17 protein-coding genes are annotated in these 18,512 nt (G+C 69.6%); 7 read left to right on the top strand and 10 right to left on the bottom strand.

All coding sequences use genetic code 11. The features are described 5' to 3' along the window. Nucleotides 1-24 precede the first annotated feature (24 nt). Nucleotides 25-1,473 (top strand): MFS transporter, encoded by a 1,449-nt coding sequence (locus tag Q1A98_RS08760; RefSeq protein ID WP_299572148.1) that lies wholly within the window; start codon nt 25-27, stop codon nt 1,471-1,473. A gap of 10 nt (nt 1,474-1,483) precedes the next feature. Further along, the gene (locus Q1A98_RS08755; RefSeq protein ID WP_299572146.1) at nt 1,484-2,263 is read left to right on the top strand and encodes a sulfite exporter TauE/SafE family protein; all 780 of its coding nucleotides are present in this window, start codon (nt 1,484-1,486) and stop codon (nt 2,261-2,263) included. Nucleotide 2,264: 1 nt separating this feature from the next. Here the strand turns inward: Q1A98_RS08755 and Q1A98_RS08750 are convergent, their stop codons facing one another. The 5 genes from Q1A98_RS08750 to Q1A98_RS08730 form a co-directional block, all read right to left on the bottom strand. Further along, entirely contained in the window at nt 2,265-3,338 is a 1,074-nt protein-coding gene (locus tag Q1A98_RS08750) for an NAD(P)-dependent oxidoreductase (protein ID WP_299572143.1), read from the bottom strand. Then, a complete protein-coding gene (locus Q1A98_RS08745) occupies nt 3,335-3,781 on the bottom strand; it encodes a hypothetical protein (protein ID WP_299572140.1) in 447 nt (148 codons plus the stop codon). Before Q1A98_RS08745 ends, Q1A98_RS08750 begins: the two co-directional genes overlap by 4 nt. 37 nt (nt 3,782-3,818) lie before the next feature. Continuing rightward, a complete protein-coding gene (locus Q1A98_RS08740; protein ID WP_299572137.1) occupies nt 3,819-4,538 on the bottom strand; it encodes a hypothetical protein in 720 nt (239 codons plus the stop codon). 164 nt (nt 4,539-4,702) lie between these two features. Then, on the bottom strand, nt 4,703-5,494 hold the full coding sequence (locus tag Q1A98_RS08735) for a CbbQ/NirQ/NorQ/GpvN family protein (RefSeq protein ID WP_299572134.1): 792 nt from the start codon (nt 5,492-5,494) through the stop codon (nt 4,703-4,705). Beyond that, on the bottom strand, nt 5,491-7,005 hold the full coding sequence (locus tag Q1A98_RS08730; protein WP_299572132.1) for a VWA domain-containing protein: 1,515 nt from the start codon (nt 7,003-7,005) through the stop codon (nt 5,491-5,493). Before Q1A98_RS08730 ends, Q1A98_RS08735 begins: the two co-directional genes overlap by 4 nt. A 204-nt stretch (nt 7,006-7,209) precedes the next feature. Between Q1A98_RS08730 and Q1A98_RS08725 the strand changes: the two genes are divergently transcribed. Then, nucleotides 7,210-8,136, top strand: a complete 927-nt coding sequence (locus Q1A98_RS08725) for a hypothetical protein (RefSeq protein ID WP_299572130.1) — start codon at nt 7,210-7,212, stop codon at nt 8,134-8,136. On the opposite strand, the gene Q1A98_RS08720 is transcribed toward Q1A98_RS08725, so the two are convergent. Next, the gene (locus Q1A98_RS08720) at nt 8,133-9,725 is read right to left on the bottom strand and encodes a carboxylesterase family protein (RefSeq protein ID WP_299572128.1); all 1,593 of its coding nucleotides are present in this window, start codon (nt 9,723-9,725) and stop codon (nt 8,133-8,135) included. The two genes, Q1A98_RS08725 and Q1A98_RS08720, sit on opposite strands and share 4 nt — an antisense overlap. Before the next feature lie 90 nt (nt 9,726-9,815). Continuing rightward, nucleotides 9,816-10,295 carry a MarR family winged helix-turn-helix transcriptional regulator gene (locus Q1A98_RS08715; protein ID WP_299572125.1) on the bottom strand — a complete coding sequence of 160 codons (480 nt, stop codon included), beginning with the start codon at nt 10,293-10,295 and terminating at the stop codon, nt 9,816-9,818. Nucleotides 10,296-10,339: 44 nt separating this feature from the next. Here Q1A98_RS08715 and Q1A98_RS08710 point away from each other — a divergent pair, with 44 nt between their 5' ends. From Q1A98_RS08710 to Q1A98_RS08700, 3 genes are read left to right on the top strand one after another with little or no spacing between them, the layout of a single operon-like run. After that, nucleotides 10,340-10,870 (top strand): phenolic acid decarboxylase, encoded by a 531-nt coding sequence (locus tag Q1A98_RS08710; protein WP_299572122.1) that lies wholly within the window; start codon nt 10,340-10,342, stop codon nt 10,868-10,870. Beyond that, entirely contained in the window at nt 10,870-11,334 is a 465-nt protein-coding gene (locus Q1A98_RS08705) for a DUF3237 domain-containing protein (protein ID WP_299572119.1), read from the top strand. The genes Q1A98_RS08710 and Q1A98_RS08705 overlap by 1 nt, the downstream gene beginning before the upstream one ends. A 40-nt stretch (nt 11,335-11,374) precedes the next feature. Next, nucleotides 11,375-13,702, top strand: a complete 2,328-nt coding sequence (locus Q1A98_RS08700; RefSeq protein ID WP_299572118.1) for a pyruvate dehydrogenase — start codon at nt 11,375-11,377, stop codon at nt 13,700-13,702. On the opposite strand, the gene Q1A98_RS08695 is transcribed toward Q1A98_RS08700, so the two are convergent. After that, nucleotides 13,695-14,654 (bottom strand): NAD(P)/FAD-dependent oxidoreductase, encoded by a 960-nt coding sequence (locus Q1A98_RS08695; RefSeq protein ID WP_299572116.1) that lies wholly within the window; start codon nt 14,652-14,654, stop codon nt 13,695-13,697. The genes Q1A98_RS08700 and Q1A98_RS08695 overlap by 8 nt on opposite strands. 104 nt (nt 14,655-14,758) lie before the next feature. On the opposite strand from Q1A98_RS08695, the gene Q1A98_RS08690 reads away from it, so the two are divergent. Next, nucleotides 14,759-15,352, top strand: a complete 594-nt coding sequence (locus Q1A98_RS08690; RefSeq protein ID WP_299572115.1) for a helix-turn-helix domain-containing protein — start codon at nt 14,759-14,761, stop codon at nt 15,350-15,352. On the opposite strand, the gene Q1A98_RS08685 is transcribed toward Q1A98_RS08690, so the two are convergent. Beyond that, entirely contained in the window at nt 15,340-17,703 is a 2,364-nt protein-coding gene (locus Q1A98_RS08685; RefSeq protein WP_299572113.1) for an excinuclease ABC subunit UvrA, read from the bottom strand. The two genes, Q1A98_RS08690 and Q1A98_RS08685, sit on opposite strands and share 13 nt — an antisense overlap. Before the next feature lie 10 nt (nt 17,704-17,713). Further along, nucleotides 17,714-18,460 (bottom strand): acetoacetate decarboxylase family protein, encoded by a 747-nt coding sequence (locus tag Q1A98_RS08680; protein WP_299572110.1) that lies wholly within the window; start codon nt 18,458-18,460, stop codon nt 17,714-17,716. Nucleotides 18,461-18,512: the final 52 nt, after the last annotated feature.

The following is an 18,512-nucleotide window of genomic DNA, read 5'->3' as shown; positions in this document are numbered from 1 at the left end:
CGCGTCGGTCGTACCGTCAGTCGGATGACCACGTCGCCCGACGCCCGTTCGACGATCACCGTCTCCTCCCCCGCCGACGTCATCGGGTTGGTGAACTCGAGCCGTCTGACCCCTCGGCGCCCGCGCCTCATGCTGGCCGTGGCGCTGGGCAGCATCTTCGTCGACGGCTGGGACCTCGGCAGCTTCGGCCTGGGCGCCCAACAGATCCGGCAGGACTTCGACCTCGGCAGCGGCAACTGGGGGCTCGACAGCCTTCCCTTCGTCAGCGCCTCGGTGCTGGTCGGTGCCCTCGTCGGAGGACTGGTCGGTGGCTGGCTCACCGACCGCGTGGGCCGGTACCGGATGATGATCCTCGACCTCGTCCTCCTCGTGTTCGCCGCGGCCGCAGCAGGTCTGGCCCCGAACGTCGAGAGCTTCGTGGCGTTCCGCTTCCTCATGGGGCTCGGGGTGGGGCTCGACGTCCCGGTCGCGCTCGCGTTCATCGCCGAGGTGAGCGCACTCGCGACGAAGGGCCGCAACGTCAACTTGGCGCAGGTGATGTCGACCGGTGCGTCGGCGGTCGTGTTCGCTGTCGCGCTAGGGATCCACGCGCTCGGGGTCGACCAGGGTCTGTGGCGGTGGGCGATCGGGTTGGGGGCCGTACCGGCGCTGATCGTGTTGGCGCTGCGCTACTTCGCGTCGGTGGAGAGCCCGATGTGGGTGGCGCGCCACGGATCGGTGAGCGAGTCCGTGGAGATCCTGCGCTCGACCTACGTGCTCGACGACGTGCACCTCGTGGTCACCGACGACGCCGAGCGCGCCCCGAGGCCGCGGCCCACCCGGCCCGGCGACGTGGTCGCGCTCTTCCGGTCGCCCTATGGTCGACGCACGCTGCTCGTCAGCGTCCTCGTCGTGATGCAGGCGGTCGAGTTCTACGCCATCTCCCTCTACACACCGACGATCCTCACCGAGCTGTTCGGCGCGAACCACCTGGCGGCCGTCCTCGCGGTGTCCGCCGCGGTGAACGTCGTCGGCGCGATCGGCGCCTACGCCTGCACCCGGGTCGTCCAGCGCACCGGCATCCGGACCATCGCGATGGTGGGCTTCGTCGGCACGGCAACCGCTCTGGCGTTGATAGCCGGGCTGTACGGCATCCTGGCGTCGGGCGCAGCCGCCGTGTTCATCGCCGCGTTCTACTTCCTCCACAACCTCGGCCCGGGCTACGCGGGGACGGCGATGGGGACCCTGTCGTATCCGACCGACGTCCGCGGCACGGCGGGCGGGTACACCCAGGCGGTCACCCGCGTCGGCGGCATCGTCGGCGCCTATGCCTTTCCCGTCCTCACGGCCGCGCACGGTCAGCGGTTCACCATCGGGGCCATCGTCGTCGCCCCGATCGTGGCCCTCGTCGCCCTCGTCGCGATCCGGTGGGATCCCATCGGACAGGACGTCGACGCCGACGCCACCGGCGTCCACGCCGCCGCCGGCACGTAGCGTCGGGCGGGTGTCCGCCGTCGAAGCCGTCGTCATCCTGCTCGCGGGCGTCGGCGCCGGCGCGATCAACGCCGTCGTCGGGTCCGGCACCCTCGTCACGTTCCCCACCCTGGTCGCCTTCGGGTATCCGCCGCAGGTGGCCACCATGTCGAACGCGATCGGGCTGGTCGCCGGGAGCGCCTCGGGCACATGGGGCTATCGCCGTGAATTACGGGGCCAGGGGCGTCGACTGCTGCGGCAGGCGCCCGCGTCGTTCCTCGGGGCGCTGATCGGCGCATGGTTGCTGCTCCACCTGCCGCCGTCGGTGTTCGAGGCGATCGTCCCGGTGCTGCTGATCGTGGCGTTGGTGCTGCTGGTGGCGCAGCCCCGCATCCAGACCTGGGTGCGGTCGCGGTCGGACGTCGCCGGTCGGGCCGCCGCAGGGATCACACGGACCCGGATGGCGGTGCTCACCCTCGCGACGTTCGCCGTCGGGGTCTACGGCGGCTACTTCACTGCGGCACAGGGGATCCTGCTGATGGCCGCGATGGGTGTCATCCTGCCCGAGTCGATGCAGCGGATGAACGCCGCCAAGAACCTGCTCTCGCTCATCGTCAACGTGGTCGCCGCTGTCGCGTTCACCGTCGTCGCCTACGACCGGATCAGTTGGTCCGCGGCGGGTCTCATCGCCGCGGGCTCCGTGGTGGGTGGATTCCTCGGCGCACGGTACGGCCGACGGCTGTCACCGGCGGCCCTGCGGGCCGTGATCGTCGTCGTCGGGATCGTCGGCCTCTGGCGGCTGCTCGCCTGAGCTACCGGGCGCCCGGTGTCGACTCGACGGCGTCACCCCACCGCTGCGAGATGACCGACCACGGGTCGGTGACCCGCGCCGACTTGTCGTAGAGCGACATCCGGCCCAGATACCACCGGACCGCCGGCGCCAACGGCCGCATGACGTGTCTCCTCCACCCGGCTGCGGAACGGATCTCGTCGTACATCTGCGGCAGGGAACGACGCTGGAAGTCCAGCACCTCCTGCGACCGCGTGGTGTCGACCCAGTCGGTCGCGAACCAGCTGAGATCCTGATCAGGGTCTCCCGGCAATCCTGCCGGAACGGCGCCCGGCAACCCCATGGCCGCGGAGGTGTCCCTGCTGAGCCGCGCCTGCTCCTGCCGATGTGACTCGTCCCCGCCGATCAGGAACACCTCACCGGTCGCGGGCGTCGTCGTGGCGGCGGCGAATGCACGGGCGACGTCTCGGACGTCCACCGTCTGGATGCGGCCGTCGCGTGGGAGGACACTCGCGAAGGACAGGAGTTCTTTGTCGAGTGACGTCGCCGCCTCGACGGTCAACACACCCCCGAGCCGCAGGATCACCCAGTCCAGGCCGGAGTCGCGCACGATCTGCTCGGCCTCCACCTTGTGCTGCCCATACATGTCGTAGGGCGCGACCGGCGTGTCACTGGTGAGAACACCGCTGTGCTTGACCGGGTTTCGCGGACCGTAGACGGCGACACTCGACGCCAGGACGATCCGCGGCGGTCGGGGGCGGGTGGCCGCTGCGCGGCTGAGGCCTGCCGTCGCGTCGACGTTCACCGTCCGCGCCAGGCCGGGCCTGCCGTAGCAGAACGGTGGGATGACCGCCGCGAGGTGGACGATCGCCGATGGCTCGACCTTCTCGAGCACGGCCTCGACGTCGGAGTGATCGGTCAGGTCCGCCCAGTGGACGCTGACGCCGTCGCTTCCCTCCCACCGGGCCGCCTTACGGCGGTTGTCCGGGGTGTCGAGGTCGGTGGCGACCACGGTCCGTCCCTCACCGGCGAGGTGGTCGACGACAGCGGTTCCGACAAGTCCTGTTGCGCCGGTGACGAGTACGACCTCGGTCATCGTGTGGCCCCCTCCTTCTCCTTCTCCTGTTTCTCGCGGGCGAGCCGTTCCTCGTGTTTGCGCACGAGTTCACGGAACCCGATCTTGGGGTACTCCGGCTTGGGTTGGACGCCCCACCTGTCCTGCGCCGTCGTCTGGTGGGCGGCCTCAGGGGCACCACCGAAGGGCGGGCCGTTGAGTGGGTAGGGGTTGCGACACGTCAGTGAGTCGTCGGAGTAGCGGACCTTGTAGAGCTCACTGCAGATGTCGGTCAGCGACAGTTGCGGCCACCCGTAGTAGACCGCCAGCGCCGGGACGGTGAGCGAACCCTCGATCACCAGACCGAACAGCACGATGAACAGACCCCGCTTGAGGTAGCGGTGCATCCGGGCGAACGCCGGGGTCGTGCCCTCGGGCAGCACCTCCTTCGCCGGCGTGTCCGTCGTCGCATCCTTGTCGCTCATCCGATCCCACTCTCCACGTTCGTCGTTCGCGTCGTCATCAGTCCGTGAATATCTCTTTGTTCACCGTGTGGAGATACGGGATCGCGAGGAACGGCGTGATGTAGAAGACGTTGTAGGCCCACCACCCGATGACCGGGAGCGTGGTCCCGGCGAATCGGACGTCGGCGTAGATCGTCATGTTGATGACGTATCCCACCCAGGCGATGACCCCGAACCAGCAGGTCATGATGATCCACTGGTGCCCCCATCGCTTCATCTGCAGGAAGCCGATGGCGGCCGCGATGCGCATCGGGAAGATGACGAAGACGCTGACGATCACCCAGGCCTTCTCACCGGGTGCGCCCGACCCGCCGATCCACAGCTCGTTGTAGTGCCAGTTGTAGCCGCCGTCCATGAAGTTGCCCCAGGCGGTGAAGATCGTCCGGGTGATCAACGCGTGGTTGGCGAACAGGTCGAGCCCCCACCCGATGGTGTTGATGGCGGCGTCGAGGATGACGACATAGCCGATGAGCGTGACCATCAGCGGGCGCACCGACAGCCCGTCGCGCTCGGCCCGTCTGATCAGCAGCAGGCCGCGCACGAAGGCGACGAGGCCGATCGGTCCCAGGACGAGGGTGCCCATGAGCAGGGTGCCGACGATGAGCCATCGATCGGACCTCCGCTGCGCCTCCCGCGACCTCTCATGGTGTTCGTCGAAGGCCACCGCCGGTCCGAGTCCACCGTCGGTCGTGTTCTTGGTACGTGATCCGAAAACCATTGCGGCGTCACCAGTCCCTGGTGAACAGCATGCTCAACTGCAGAGCGAACATGCCGATCATGAAGCCATAGATCATGATCTGGAAGACAATGAGAGCGCGCTTGCGCTGCTTGTCTCTCTCGTTCATCGATGCGTCCTTCGTCGGGGTGAGCGCTGGCGGGCCGTCATGGGAATACGGCCGAGGCGACGGCGCGGAGACCGTCGGAGATCGCACCGTCGGAACTGAGGGGGGCGAGCACGCAGCTCTCGACCGCGGTGAACTCGTCGACCCCCGCCGCGGTGAGCCGGGCCGCGGCGACCAGGACTCGTGTCGACGGAGGTTCGAGGTGAAAAGCCTTGTCCGCTCCGCGTATCGCCGTCGCGCAGGAGACCAGACGCTCGGCGACCCCGGCGGCGACACCGGCCTCGGCGATGATGACGTCGCGTTCCCGGTCGGGCGGCAGGTAGGTCAGCGGCACCGTGACGAACCGCTGGCGGAAGGACGGTTTGAGGTCCTTCAAGGTGCTGCGGTACGCGGGGTTGTAGGAGCTGATCAGCATGAACGAGTCCGGGGCCGTGACCACCTCGTCCGACCGGTCGAGGTAGAGGGTCCGCCGATGGTCGGTCAGCGCGTGCAGCACGGCGAGCGAGTCGTGCCTGGCCTCGACGACCTCGTCGAGGTAGCAGATGGCGCCCGTCTTCACCGCGCGTGTGAGTGGCCCGTCATGCCATGCGACGTCGCCGCCCGACACCGTGAAGCGGCCGACGAGATCGGCGCTCGTCAGGTCGTCGTGGCAGCTGATGGTGACCACGGGCAGGCCGAGCTGCGCTCCGAGGTGCTCCACCAGCCGGGTCTTCCCGCAGCCGGTGGGTCCGGTCAACATCACGGGCAGACGACTGCGGTAGGCGGCCAGAACCACGTCGACCTCGTTGCCGGCCTGGACGTAGTCGGACCCCGATCGCACCGCGGCCGTCATGCCGCGACCAGTCCCGCGTGCACCGACGCCAGGACGTCCGGCAGCTGGTCCAACCGTGTGATCCGACACGACCGTTCCCGGCCGAACACCTCGGGCAGCGGGTCGACGCGGACGACCCCGACTCCGATGTAATACAGGACGATCCCCGCCTCCTCGGCTTCCGTGACGGCGTGAGCGGTGTCCGCCCAGGCGTAGTGACCCTCGTACCCCTCGTCCGACATGAGACCGTCACCGAGGATCAACAGCACCCGCCGCGATCCGGTCGCGGCGTTCAGTCGTGCGGTCGCGTGCCGGATGGCCGCTCCCAGGCGCGTGTACCCGCCGGTCGTCAGACCGGACGACGTCAGGGACACCGGACGTGGGTCGTCGAAGTCCTTGAGGCGCTGCACCTTCACGTTGTGTCGGGTGTCGCCGTTGAACACGAAGATCGCGTGCCGTTCGCGCGCTCGGGTCATCGACGCCGACAGCGCGTCGGCACAGCGCAACTCGAACGAGAACGCGGCCCCCTCGTGCGACGACAGCGATGCGGATCCGTCGACGAGGACGGCGGACGTGACGTCCCGCAGGGTGGGGCGGAGTTCCTGGAACCAGCGGGGTTCGCCCGGGTCGCCCACGACCTCGTCGACGACATGCCGGACATAGGCGTCGACGTCCAGGTCGGAGCCGTCGTCGAGGCCGCGCACCACGGTCCGGTGCAGGCGCCGGCGGAACCACGGGTCCAGGGAGGTGATGCCGGCATCGGTACCCGCGTCCCGGGCGGGGACGACCGTCTCGAGCACCGTGACGTGGTCGGGCAGGAAACTGTTCGACCAGATGTTCCACTCGGGGTACGAGATGCCCGACCGGCGGTCGTTCTCGTTGTGCGTGTCGTCGTCCTCCGGTCGCGACGGTGGTGGGAGCGTGCTGGTCGGTGCACCGCCGTTGCCGCCGACGGGTACCGACATGTGTCGCTTCGCGGCGGTCTCGCGCGACACCCAGGGAAGGCGACCCAGCACGCGGCGGCCGGTCACGCGCGGACGCGCGATCACCTGCGGGGCCGACAGACGCCCCAGGATCGGGTGGGGCGCAGGCGCACCGGCCCGGACGAGCAGGTCGGCCTCGCGGAGCATGTCCTCGAGTGCGAGATCCTCCGGGTAGCGAGGCAACTCGCCGACGTCCTCCGCGAGATCGGCGACGAGGCCCGGCCAGCGGCGCGACACCCAGGAGAGCGCGACCCCACCCTCGACGACCGTCACTGCCGCCTCCACGCGACCGGACGCGGCGGGTCGGGCACGGAGGAGGTCCTTGGACGGAGCGCACTGCAGGGCGATGCCGCACGACGTCGTGGCATCCGACCACCCGCTGGGGACCGGCCAGGGCACCTCGACGACGGTGCCCGACTTCGTCAGCCCGAACGACCGCTTCTCGCCGCCGACGAGTCGCGCACCCTGCCTGCGACCGTCGGACAACGCGGCGGCGATCACGCCGAACGTCGTCTGGCGACGCAGGTTGTCGGTGGTGGAGAAGGTCACGTGGGGCCTCAGAAGGTCCCGATGTTGGACAGCAGCCAGTACCAGAAGGCGATGATCAGCGCGATGATCCCCCACGCGATCACCAGCCGGACGATCTCTTCCCACATGCCGCGTCCGCCTCCGCCGTCTCGTCGCGCCGATACCCTATTATCGAATTCTCGATACGAGCATCGACTATCTGAGCGGAACGGTAACGCTTACAGTATGAGACGTCAATCACCCTCGCCACCGACCGAGCGCGTGCTGCGCATCCTGGAGGCGCTCGCTTGCGCTCCGCCGCAGGGAGTTTCACTGACCGGTCTGCTGAGCGGGCTCTCGATCAGCTACGCGACGGGACACGCGATCGTCGGCGCGCTCGTCGAGAACGGGTGGGCGACGCGTTCCCCGGACACCGCCCATCTGTCGCTCGGTCCGCGGGCAGCCGAGGTCGTCGGAGGGCGGGCCGGGCGGCACAGCGCGTTCGACGGGTGTCTCGACCAGTTGCACGCCCGCCTGGAGCGGCCCGTGTTCGTCCTGCGTCTGGTCCGCCGGCAGCTCGTCATCACCCACAGCCGCGGGCACCGGGTGGAGATGCCGCAGGTCGGCTTTCGCGCCCCGTACGCCGCGCCGTTCGGCAGGGACTTCGCCGCGTGGGACACCGGCGAGTCACTGGCGCAATGGTTCTCCTCCGTGCCCGACGACGAGGCGTTCGCGTCTCGGATGGACCGGGTGCTGCCCGCCATCCGGGACCGACGGTTCTCGGTGGAGAACTTCAGCGAGATCCACGAACAGGTGATCGCCGCGTTCTCCGCCCTCCGGTCGGCCGATGTCCCGAGCGCGGGCGAGCTCATCGACGTCGACCCCATCACCTCTCGCCTCGCGACCGCGGTCGCGGATCTCACCACGGTCGATCTCGACGACGACGAACTGCGATCGGCGGCGTCGCACCGGGTGGCGACGGTGTCGGTGGCGATCCCGGCGCCCGACCGCGGGCTGCCGACCGCGTCGCTGCACGCGCTCTGTGTCAGCTCGATGACACCCGACGAGATCACGCAGGTGGCCGACGAACTCGACCGCACGGCGCAGGCGATCACCGAACTGTCCGAGCCACTGCCCTGGGACGTGCCCGGCCCCTCGACGGTCGCCGTCTAACCGAGCCACACCCCACACTTGTGCAGATCGGAGAACCCCGACCGCATGGACGACGTGGGGATGTCGAGCGACAGGAACCGCGGGTCCGACGGCGACCACGGCGTCCACTGCGGCGATCCCGGGCCGTTCGGGCTCCCGGTGCGTGCGAACGTCGACCACTGCCGCTTCATCTGCGCGGCGAACGCGGCCGACGCCCCCGTCCAGGGGACGGGCACCCCGCCGAGCCGGTTGAAGAGGAACGGGATCTCGGCCGCATGGAAGGCGCCCGGCAGGACGGGGTTGTCGCCGACCGGCTTCACCGCGAACCGGTACTGCCACACCGTCGCCCCGCCGGCGGACGCCGCGCGCGCCGTGGCGAGGGCCGGGCACGCGAACAGCGAGTCCGTGTAGACCGCGGTCAGAGCCGCGGCGGGCGAGCCGTAGCGCGACGAGGGGTACGCGGCCAGGATCCGTGGTGCGCGGTCGGTGTAGAGCTCCTCGACGGTCTGCCGATAGGACGCCTCGGTGACGAGTCGCTGCCGGCTCACGTAGTCGAAGAGGAGCACGAAGACGGCGCCCTCGTTCGCGTTGCTGCCGATGATGAGTGGCGTGTCCCGTGCGGCACCGTCGCGCAGCGCGTCCTCCGGCGTCTGCGTCAGCACGGTCCCGTCCAGGAAGGGGGTCCACGTGACGGCCGCACTGTCGAACTTCGTCGTGGGTGAGTCCAGGAGTCGGTCGATCGGCAGTCGGCGGAGGCATGCCAGGCGCGTCCGTGCGTCACTGCAACCGACCTGCGCTGCATAGGCTTCCGAACGGCGTACCCCCTCGGCCTGGGACGGCGGGACCAAGGGGCTCCGCGCGCAGCCGCCGCTCTCGGAGATCGCGCGGCGGAACAGCCCGCGGGATCCGGGCGCCGCGACCTGCAGGCACACGCTCATCCCGCCGGCCGACTCACCGAAGATCGTGACGTCATGGGGGTCGCCGCCGAAGGCGCCGATGTTGTCGCGCACCCACCGCAGTGCGTATTGCTGATCGGCGATGCCGAACGTTCCACTGACGCCCTTGTTCTGGGCCGCGAGTTCGGGGAGCGCGAGGAATCCGAACGGCCCGACGCGGTAGTTGGGCACCGCGACGATGACGTCCCCGCTGCGCGCGATCTCGGACGGGGCGTCGTACTGGAAGTTCGACCCGAGGAGGAACGCGCCGCCGTACAGGTAGACCATCACCGGCAGGTTTCGGCCCGCGGCGTTCTTCGGGACGTAGAGGTCGACGGAGAGGCAGTCCTCGCTCGTCGGACTGGGGATCGGCACCGACGACGGGATCGCGATCCCCGGCGTCGGCAGCGCCTGGGGGCACTGCGGGCCGTGCTGTGTCGCCGCACGTACTCCGGACCAGGGACGAGCCGGTCCGGGTGGCGCGAAGCGCGCCGCGGACGCGAACGGCACGCCGAAGTAGGTGTCGACGCCGTCGCGATCGAATCCGCTGACCGCGCCGCCGGCGACGCGGACGGCGGACGGAGACGCGGTCGCGGTCGGGACGGCCGCGACGAGGCCGATGGTCGCGAGAACGACCGCCACCACGGTGGTCGTCGAACGCCGGAAGCTGGTCACGTCGGACCCCTTTCGTCGGGCACAGTCCTAGCCGACCGCAGCCCCCGAGGGGTGTGTTTTGGGACAAAACAGTAATGCCGGGCTACACACCTACGACGCGGAGTGACGCTCCACAGCCACGGGAGACGACATCGCGTCCAGCACCGTCGTCAGCTCCTCGAAGGCGTGCACCGCCGCCACGACCGCTTGTCGCGCGTCGGCGCCGAGCGAGTCGAGCGCTGTCGACAGCACCTGACGACTGGCGCGGTCGTACCGTGCGAGCAGGTCGAGGGCATGCGGCGTCGGCCGGACCACGACCCGTCGGAGGTCCTCGCCGATGCGCTCCCGTTCGACGAGCCCCTGACGCCGCATCGTGGTCAGGAGGTTGCTCGTCGTCGGTCGTGCGAGCCGGAGCCGGGCGGCGAGTTCCCCCGAGGCGAGCGAGGTCTCCGCGGCGAGTACGCGCAGCACCTCGATCTGCGCCTCGGGGAGGTCGGGCAGATCTGCCGCGATCCGTACCGCACGCAGGACCGCGCGGCGCAAGGGACCTGTCATCTGGCCCAGGCGGACCGCATCGTCGGTGTCCGTCATCCCGATACCTGCTTCCGCTAATCATTTTGTGGCAAAATGATCGCATGTCCACGATCACCACATCCGTCTCGAACCCCGTCCCCGCACAGAACCTCGACGGCATCGTCGGCCACCGATTCATCTACACCTATGCGAACGGCTGGCAGTACGAGATGTACGTCAAGAACGCCACGACGATCGACTATCGCATCCACACCGGCATGGTGGGTGGCCGCTGGGTGAAGGACCAGGCGGTCGATCTCGTCGCCCTCGACGACGACGTCTACAAGGTGTCGTGGAACGAGCCCACGGGCACCTCGGTCGTCGTGAACGTGCTGCCCGGCCGGCGTCGTCTGCACGGCACCATCTTCTTCCCGAAGTGGGTGGAGGACGACGGGGCGAAGACCGTGTTGTATCAGAACGACCACCTCGACGACATGCGCCGGTTTCGCGACGAGGGGCCGACCTACCCGATCTACGTGGTCCCTGAGTTCGCGCACATCACCCTCTTCGAGCACGTCGGTGCCGACGACGAGTCGGTGATCTCGGTGGCGCCGGCGGATCTCCCCGACGGCTTCGCCGACCGCACGAACTGATGCAGCCCACCCCTCCCCCGCTGCGCTTCGTGACGCGGCTGACGGTGCACGTCGGCGAGCCGATCGACCTGGGCGTCTTCCCGACGGGCCGGCGGCGGGTGGTCCCGATCGTAGGAGGGACGGCGGAGGGACCGGGGCTGTCGGGAACCGTCCGTGCCGCGGGCGCCGACAGCCAGACCCTGCGCGCGCCGGACGTGATGGACCTCGACGCCCACTATCTTCTCGACACCGACGACGGCGCGGTGGTCGAGGTCCGCAACCGCGGCGTACGCGTCGCAGCGCCCGACGACACCGCCGCGCTGCTGCGGGGCGTGCCGGTCCCGCCCGACCGGATCTACTTCCGCACCACGCCACTGCTGTCCTCGGATCACCCCGACTGGGCGTGGCTGTCGCGACGGGTGTTCGTCGCGTCCGCCCTGCGACATCCCGACGTCGTGGAGGTCGACGTCCACGAGGTCGGGTGAGTCGGTCTCGTCGCCCGCCCCCGTCCGTAACCTGGACGGCATGAGCACGGACCTGTCCGAGGACACCCCGGACGTCGGCGACGACAGCGCCGCACTCGACACGATCGCGCGCCACGTCCTGTGGACGTCGACGGCGATGATCCACCACGCGAACCGGATCCGGCCCAACCCGAGCGGCCTCAAGGTCGGCGGACATCAGGCCTCGTGCGCGTCGATGGTGCACATCATGACCTCGCTGTGGTTCGGGCAGTTGCAGGCGGGCGACCGGGTGTCGGTGAAGCCACACGCGTCGCCGGTCTTGCACGCGATCAACCACCTGCTCGGGGATCTCGACGAGCGCTGGCTGCCGACGCTGCGGGAATACGGCGGGTTGCAGTCCTACCCCAGCCGGTCCAAGGACCCCGATCGCGTCGACTACTCCACCGGGTCGGTCGGCATCGGCGCGACAGCCCCGCTGTGGGGCGCGATAGCGCGCCGCTACGTCGACACGTCCTTCGGCCCCACCGGCACCGGACGGCAGTACTCACTGGTCGGTGACGCCGAACTCGACGAAGGTGCGGTGTGGGAGGCCATCCTCGACCCGTCGGTGGCCGAACTCGGCGAGGTCGTGTGGATCGTCGACATGAACCGCCAGTCGCTGGACCGGGTGGTGCCGAACATCGCCGCCCGCAAGCTCGCCGACATGTTCTCCGCGGCCGGGTGGCAGGTGCTCACCGTCGCGTTCGGCCGCACGCTCGAACGCCTCTTCGCACGGGAGGGCGGCGACGCACTGCGGCGCCGCATCCTCGACATGCCCAACCCCGAATACCAACGTCTCCTTCGGTGTTCGGGTCCTGAGCTGCGCGACCGACTCCCCGGCGACGGGCCCGACGCCGACATCATCGGACAGGTCGTCGCCGATCTCGACGACGAGGCTCTGGTCGCTGCGATCGCGAACCTGGGTGGCCACGACATCGACGCCCTGCGGGACGCCTACGCGCGCATCGACGACCACCGCCCGACGGTGATCCTGGCCTACACCGTGAAGGGATTCGGCCTGCCGATCCAGGGCCACCCGCAGAACCACTCGTCGCTGCTGAGCGTCGAGCAGTTCGCGGACCTGGCCACGACGCTCGGTGAGGACGTCGAGAACCCTTGGCGCCGCTTCGATCCCGACTCACCGGAAGGACGCATCTGCGCCGAGACGGCGCGGCGTCTGGAACGGCCGTCGGTGCCGCCGCTGCCGCGACTCGACGTGCCCCGCGACGTCGACCGCACCCCGTCGGCGACGTCCACCACCCAGGCCGCGCTCGGCCGCGTGCTGCTCGACCTGTCCCGGGAGGCACCGGAGATCGCCGAGCGGGTCGTCACCGTCAGCCCCGACGTGAGCTCGACGACGAACCTCGCCGGGTGGCTCAACAAGGTCGGCGTCTGGTCGGCCGCCGAACGCCGCGACTGGTTCGCCGACGACGCCGAGACGATCATGCACTGGCGTGAGCGCCCCACCGGCCAGCACATGGAGCTCGGCATCGCCGAGACCAATCTCGTCGGCCTGCTCGGCGAACTCGGCGCCACGTGGAGCCGGTGGGGGCAGCCGTTGCTGCCGATCGGCGTCCTGTACGACCCGTTCGTCGAACGCGCCCTCGAGCCGTGGTCCTTCGGGGTCTACGCGGGCGGCCAGTCCATCCTCGTGGGTACCCCGTCGGGTGTCAGCCTCGCCTCCGAAGGCGGTGCACACCAGTCGATCACCACGCCGTCCGTCGGGCTCGAGCAGCCCGGCTGCATCACCTACGAGCCCGCGTTCGCCATCGAGGTGCAGTGGATCCTGCTCGACTGCCTCGCCCACCTCGGACGCCCCGACGGCCGGTCGGCGTACCTGCGGTTGTCGACGCGACCGGTGGAACAGCAGCTCGCCGCCGTGCCCGACGACCCCGCCGCCCGCGAGCGGCGACGCCGACAGGTGGTCGCCGGCGCCTACCGGCTCCGCAGCGCCGAGCACCCGACCGCGACGATCGTGACGATGGGCGCGATGGCCACCGAGGCCGTCCGCGCCGCGGAACGCCTGCAGGACATGGAGATCGAGACCGACGTCATCTGCGTGACCAGCCCGGGACTGCTGTTCGCGGCCACCCAGGCGCGCGACGGCCGACACGACGCGCCGACGTGGATCCTCGACAGCGTGTTCCCCGCCGACCGGGCGACACCGATGGTCACCGTCCTCGACGGCCACCCGCACACCCTGGCGTTCCTGGCCACCATCAACCGGGTTCGGCTGCGCGCGCTGGGCGTCGCGAGCTTCGGGCAGGCGGGCGCGTTGGACGACACCTATCGCCACCACGGCATCGACACCGACAGCATCGTCCGGGCGACGCTGGACGTGATCAGCTGACGACCGCGTCCTGACGTCGCGCGGCCACGGCGCTGGCGGTGTCCTCGGCGACGAGGTCGGCGTTGACGTGTGCCCCCGCGAGCGCGCCCTGCGCTGCGGACGCGCCGACCTGCGCCATGAGGTCCCCGGCGTTGCCGGCCACCCACACGCCGGGAACGTCGGTGGCGCCCGTCTGGGTGACGGCGACGTGCGTCCCGACACCCATCGGGTGATCGGTCGCCGTCAGTCCGATCCCGGCGGCGAACTCCACCCGGGCCTCCATCCGCGGCGCGACGGCGACCGCGTCGCGAGCGATCACGGTCCCGTCGTCGAGGCGGACCCCGGACAGCCGACCGCCGGTGGTCTCCAGCGCGTGCACCGCACCCTCCACCACCCCGATGTCGCGCGCGGCGAACTGCTCGCGAGCCTCGGCGTCGAGCGCGGTGTCCTGCACGAAGTACACGACGTCGTCACTCAGTTGCCGGAACAGCAGGGCGTGGTGCACGGACGCCGGACCGCTCGCGACGATGCCGATCGCCTTGTCACGCACCTCCCAGCCGTGGCAGTAGGGGCAGTGCAGCACGTCGATCCCCCAGAGCGCGTCCATCCCCGGCACCGGCGGCAGGACGTCGGTCAGCCCGGTGGCGATCAGGACCCGGCGTGCGTCGACGGTCGAGCCGTCCTCCAGGTGGGCACGGAACCCGGATGCGACGTCCCCCGACAGGGCCGCCACGCGGCCGTCGACGATGCGTCCGCCGTAGCCGGACACCTCGCGTCGACCCTGGGCCACCAGTTCTCGCGGTGGGACGCCCTCCCGGCCGAGGAGCCCGTGCACCGCGTCCGCCGGGGCGTTGCGCGGGTCGCCGGCGTCGACGACGATCACCGACCGTCGGGATCGCGCCAGCATCAGCGCCGCGTTCAACCCGGCGGCCCCGCCACCGATCACCACGACATCGACGTCGTCCGACTGCATCTGCTGCTCCTCTCGTCGCCCACCCCCTGCGGGTGTGGCGACAACTGTGCATCCTGCTTCGCGATTGTGGCAAACATCTTCCCTGTTATGGCACACTCGCAACCATGGACGCCCAGACCGATCAGGCGATCGCCGCTGCCGGACCCCGCCTGCGAGAACTGCGCCAGCACCGCGAGCTGACCCTCGACGAGGTGTCGACGCAGACCGGCATCTCCCGCAGCACCCTGTCCCGGTTGGAGTCGGGTGGGCGACGGGCGAGTCTGGAACTGCTGCTGCCGTTGGCCCGTCTCTACGGGGTGACGCTCGACGAGCTCGTCGACGCCCCCTTCACCGGCGACCCCAGGGTCACGTTGCGGGCGACCCGGGCCGGCGACCGGACCGTCCTGCCGCTCACCCGCCGGCCGGGCGGCATCCAGGCCTTCAAGGTGGTGCTCGACCCATGCGATCCCGGGGTCGATCCCAGCCCCCGCACCCACACCGGGTACGAGTGGCTGTATGTCCTCGACGGGCGTCTGCGCCTGGTCCTCGGCGAGCACGACATCGTGCTGGGGGCCGGCGAGGCCGCCGAGTTCGACACCCGACTCCCCCACTGGTTCGGCTCCGCGGACGGACGTGCCGTCGAGTTCCTCAGCCTGTTCGGCAAGCAGGGCGAGCGGGCGCACCTGCGCGCGGCACCACCGGGCGCTCAGGCGACATAGCTCGCAAGGTGGTCGCCGGTCAGCGTCGACCGTGCGGCGACGAGATCGGCCGGGGTTCCCTCGAACACGATCCGACCACCGTCGTGCCCGGCGCCGGGACCGAGGTCGACGATCCAGTCGGCGTGGGCCATCACCGCCTGGTGGTGCTCGATGACGATCACGCTCTTCCCGCCGTCGACGAGGCGGTCGAGCAGTGTGAGCAGTTGCTCGACGTCGGCCAGGTGCAGACCCGTCGTCGGCTCGTCGAGGACGTACACGTCCCCGGTGGAGCCCATCTGCGACGCCAGCTTCAGCCGCTGGCGCTCGCCGCCCGACAGCGTCGTCAAGGGCTGACCGAGACGGATGTAGCCGAGCCCGACGTCGTCCAGGCGGGTCAGGATCTTCGACGCCGCGGGAACCGCAGAGTCACCGTCGGCGAAGAACTCCCGTGCCTGCGCGACCGACATCGCGAGCACCTCGCTGATGTCGCGCCCTCCGAAGGTGAGCTCGAGGACCTCGGCGAGGAACCGCCGACCCTCGCACACCTCGCAGGTGGTCGCGACGCCCGCCATCATCGCCAGATCGGAGTAGACGACACCCGCGCCGTTGCAGTTGGGGCACGCCCCGTCCGAGTTCGGTGAGAACAGGGCGGGTTTCACCCCGTTCGCCTTGGCGAACGCCTTGCGGATCGGCTCGAGGAGCCCGGTATAGGTCGCCGGGTTGCTACGACGTGACCCCTTGATCGGTGTCTGGTCGATCCACACCACGTCGTCGCGCGATGCCACCGACCCGGCGATCAACGAGCTCTTCCCCGACCCCGCCACCCCGGTGATCACGACCAGCGCGCCCAGCGGGATGTCGACGTCGACGTCCTTCAGGTTGTGCGTGGAGGCACCCCGGACCTCGATCGCGCCGCGGGGCGTCCGGACCTCCGGCTTGAGGGACGCGCGGTCGTCGAGGTGCCGTCCGGTGAGCGTGTCGGCGGCGCGGAGATCGTCCACACTGCCCTCGAAGACGACCTGCCCGCCCTCGGTGCCCGCCCGCGGTCCCAGGTCGACGACGTGGTCGGCGATGACGATCGCCTCCGGTTTGTGCTCGACCACGAGCACGGTGTTGCCCTTGTCGCGCAACGCGATCAGCAGCTCGTTCATCCGGGCGATGTCGTGCGGGTGCAGACCGACGGTGGGCTCGTCGAACACGTAGGTGATGTCGGTCAGGGACGACCCGAGGTGGCGGATCAGCTTGGTGCGCTGCGCCTCTCCCCCGGACAGGGTCCCGGCCGGCCGGTCGAGTGAGAGGTAGCCCAGTCCGATGTCGACGAAGGAGTCGAGGGTCTGGCGCAGCGTCGTGAGCAGCGGCGCGACCGACGGTTCGTCGAGGTCGGCCACCCATGCGGCCAGGTCGCTGATCTGCACGGCACAGAGGTCGGCGATGTTGCGCCCACGGATGCGCGACGACCGCGCGAGCTCCGACAACCGGGTGCCGCCGCAATCGGGGCAGGTGTCGAAGGTGATGGCGCGGTCGACGAATGCCCGGATGTGCGGCTGCATTGCGTCGCGGTCCTTGCTCAGCATCGACTTCTGGATCTTCGGGATGAGCCCCTCGTAGGTGACGTTGATGCCCTCGACCTTGATGCGTGTCGGCTCCTTGTGGAGCAGCGCCTCGAGTTCGCGTTTCGTGAATCTGGCGATGGGCTTGTCGGGGTCGAAGAAACCGCACCCGCGGAAGATCCGGCCGTACCACCCGTCCATCGTGTAACCGGGGATGGTCAACGCACCCTCCGACAAAGACTTCGAGTCGTCGTAGAGGGCGGTCAGGTCGAAGTCGGAGACCGATCCGCGTCCCTCACAGCGCGGGCACATGCCGCCGGTGATCTCGAACGACGCGCGTTGCTTCACCGTCCGTCCGGCCTTCTCGACGGTGACCGCGCCCGCACCGCTCACCGACGCGACGTTGAACGAGAACGCCTGCGGAGAACCGACGTGCGGCTCCCCCAGGCGACTGAAGAGGATGCGGAGCAACGCGTTCGCGTCGGTGGCGGTACCGACCGTGGACCGGATGTTGGCGCCCATGCGTTCCTGGTCGACGATGATCGCCGTGGTCAGGTTCTCCAGCAGGTCCACGTCCGGGCGGGCCAGACTCGGCATGAACCCCTGGACGAAGGCGCTGTAGGTCTCGTTGATCATCCGCTGCGATTCGGCGGCGATCGTCCCGAACACCAGGGAACTCTTGCCCGAACCGGACACGCCGGTGAACACTGTCAGGCGTCGTTTGGGGATGTCGAGATCGACCTCGCGCAGGTTGTTCACCCGTGCGCCCCGCACGCGGATGACGTCGTGCGAATCGGCCACATGCGGTCCGGCAGCGGTCATGACAGGCAGCCTAGTGCGCGGACGAGCCGATCACCTCGGCGTCACCGAACGTCATCGAGAGGTGACTGATCGACGACGACATGAGTGTGACGCCGATGTCGAGACGACGTAGCTCGTCGGCGAATTCGTGGTCCCCCAGCGTGATCCGGGCACCACCGGGACGGGTACGAACCGATTCGGCACGCATGGTCCACGGTGTCGCGCGCAGAGTGCCGTCGAGACACGAGTAGGCGGTCAGCGTCGTCGACGACGACGAGTCGGGGACGGACAGTCCCCGTCCGAGCCGCAGGTCGACGATGTCGCGGCCGTCGGCGCGCACCGCTCCATACGGCCGGACCGACCGGTGTCGACAGTCGAACTCGGCGAGGGTCTTCGGGAACCCCCAGATCTCCCGCCCCGCCGCGAGGGTGAAGTCGCCGTCGACGGGGAGGCGGTGGATGTAGGCACACACCTCGCCGCGCAGCAGCGCACGCATCCCTCCCGCGCCGGCACCCGGCCGGTGGTGGTTCACCAGGAAGCAGACGCCGAACTCGTTGTAGGGGCCGAGGTCACCGTCGACGTAGTCGACGAACACGAGTGCGCACGCCGCACGCCCGGGACGCCACGTCACGGGTTCGAGCCCGCTGGGTCCGATCAGTCGGGCCGCGGCCGCCGCGTCCACCGAGACCATCGCGGTGAAGGCCGTCGCATGCCGGATCTCCACCGGTGACCCGACCTCTCGTCCCAGTACCGTGTGCGCCGTGGATCGCCCTGCCATGACCGGACCCGCCTCTCGTCGCGGTTCAGACAATCACGACGCGGGGGCTCGT

The sequence above is a fragment of the uncultured Williamsia sp. genome (genome assembly GCF_947494875.1).
GTDB lineage: Bacteria > Actinomycetota > Actinomycetes > Mycobacteriales > Mycobacteriaceae > Williamsia_A.
This window is presented reverse-complemented; position numbering and strand designations above follow the sequence as displayed.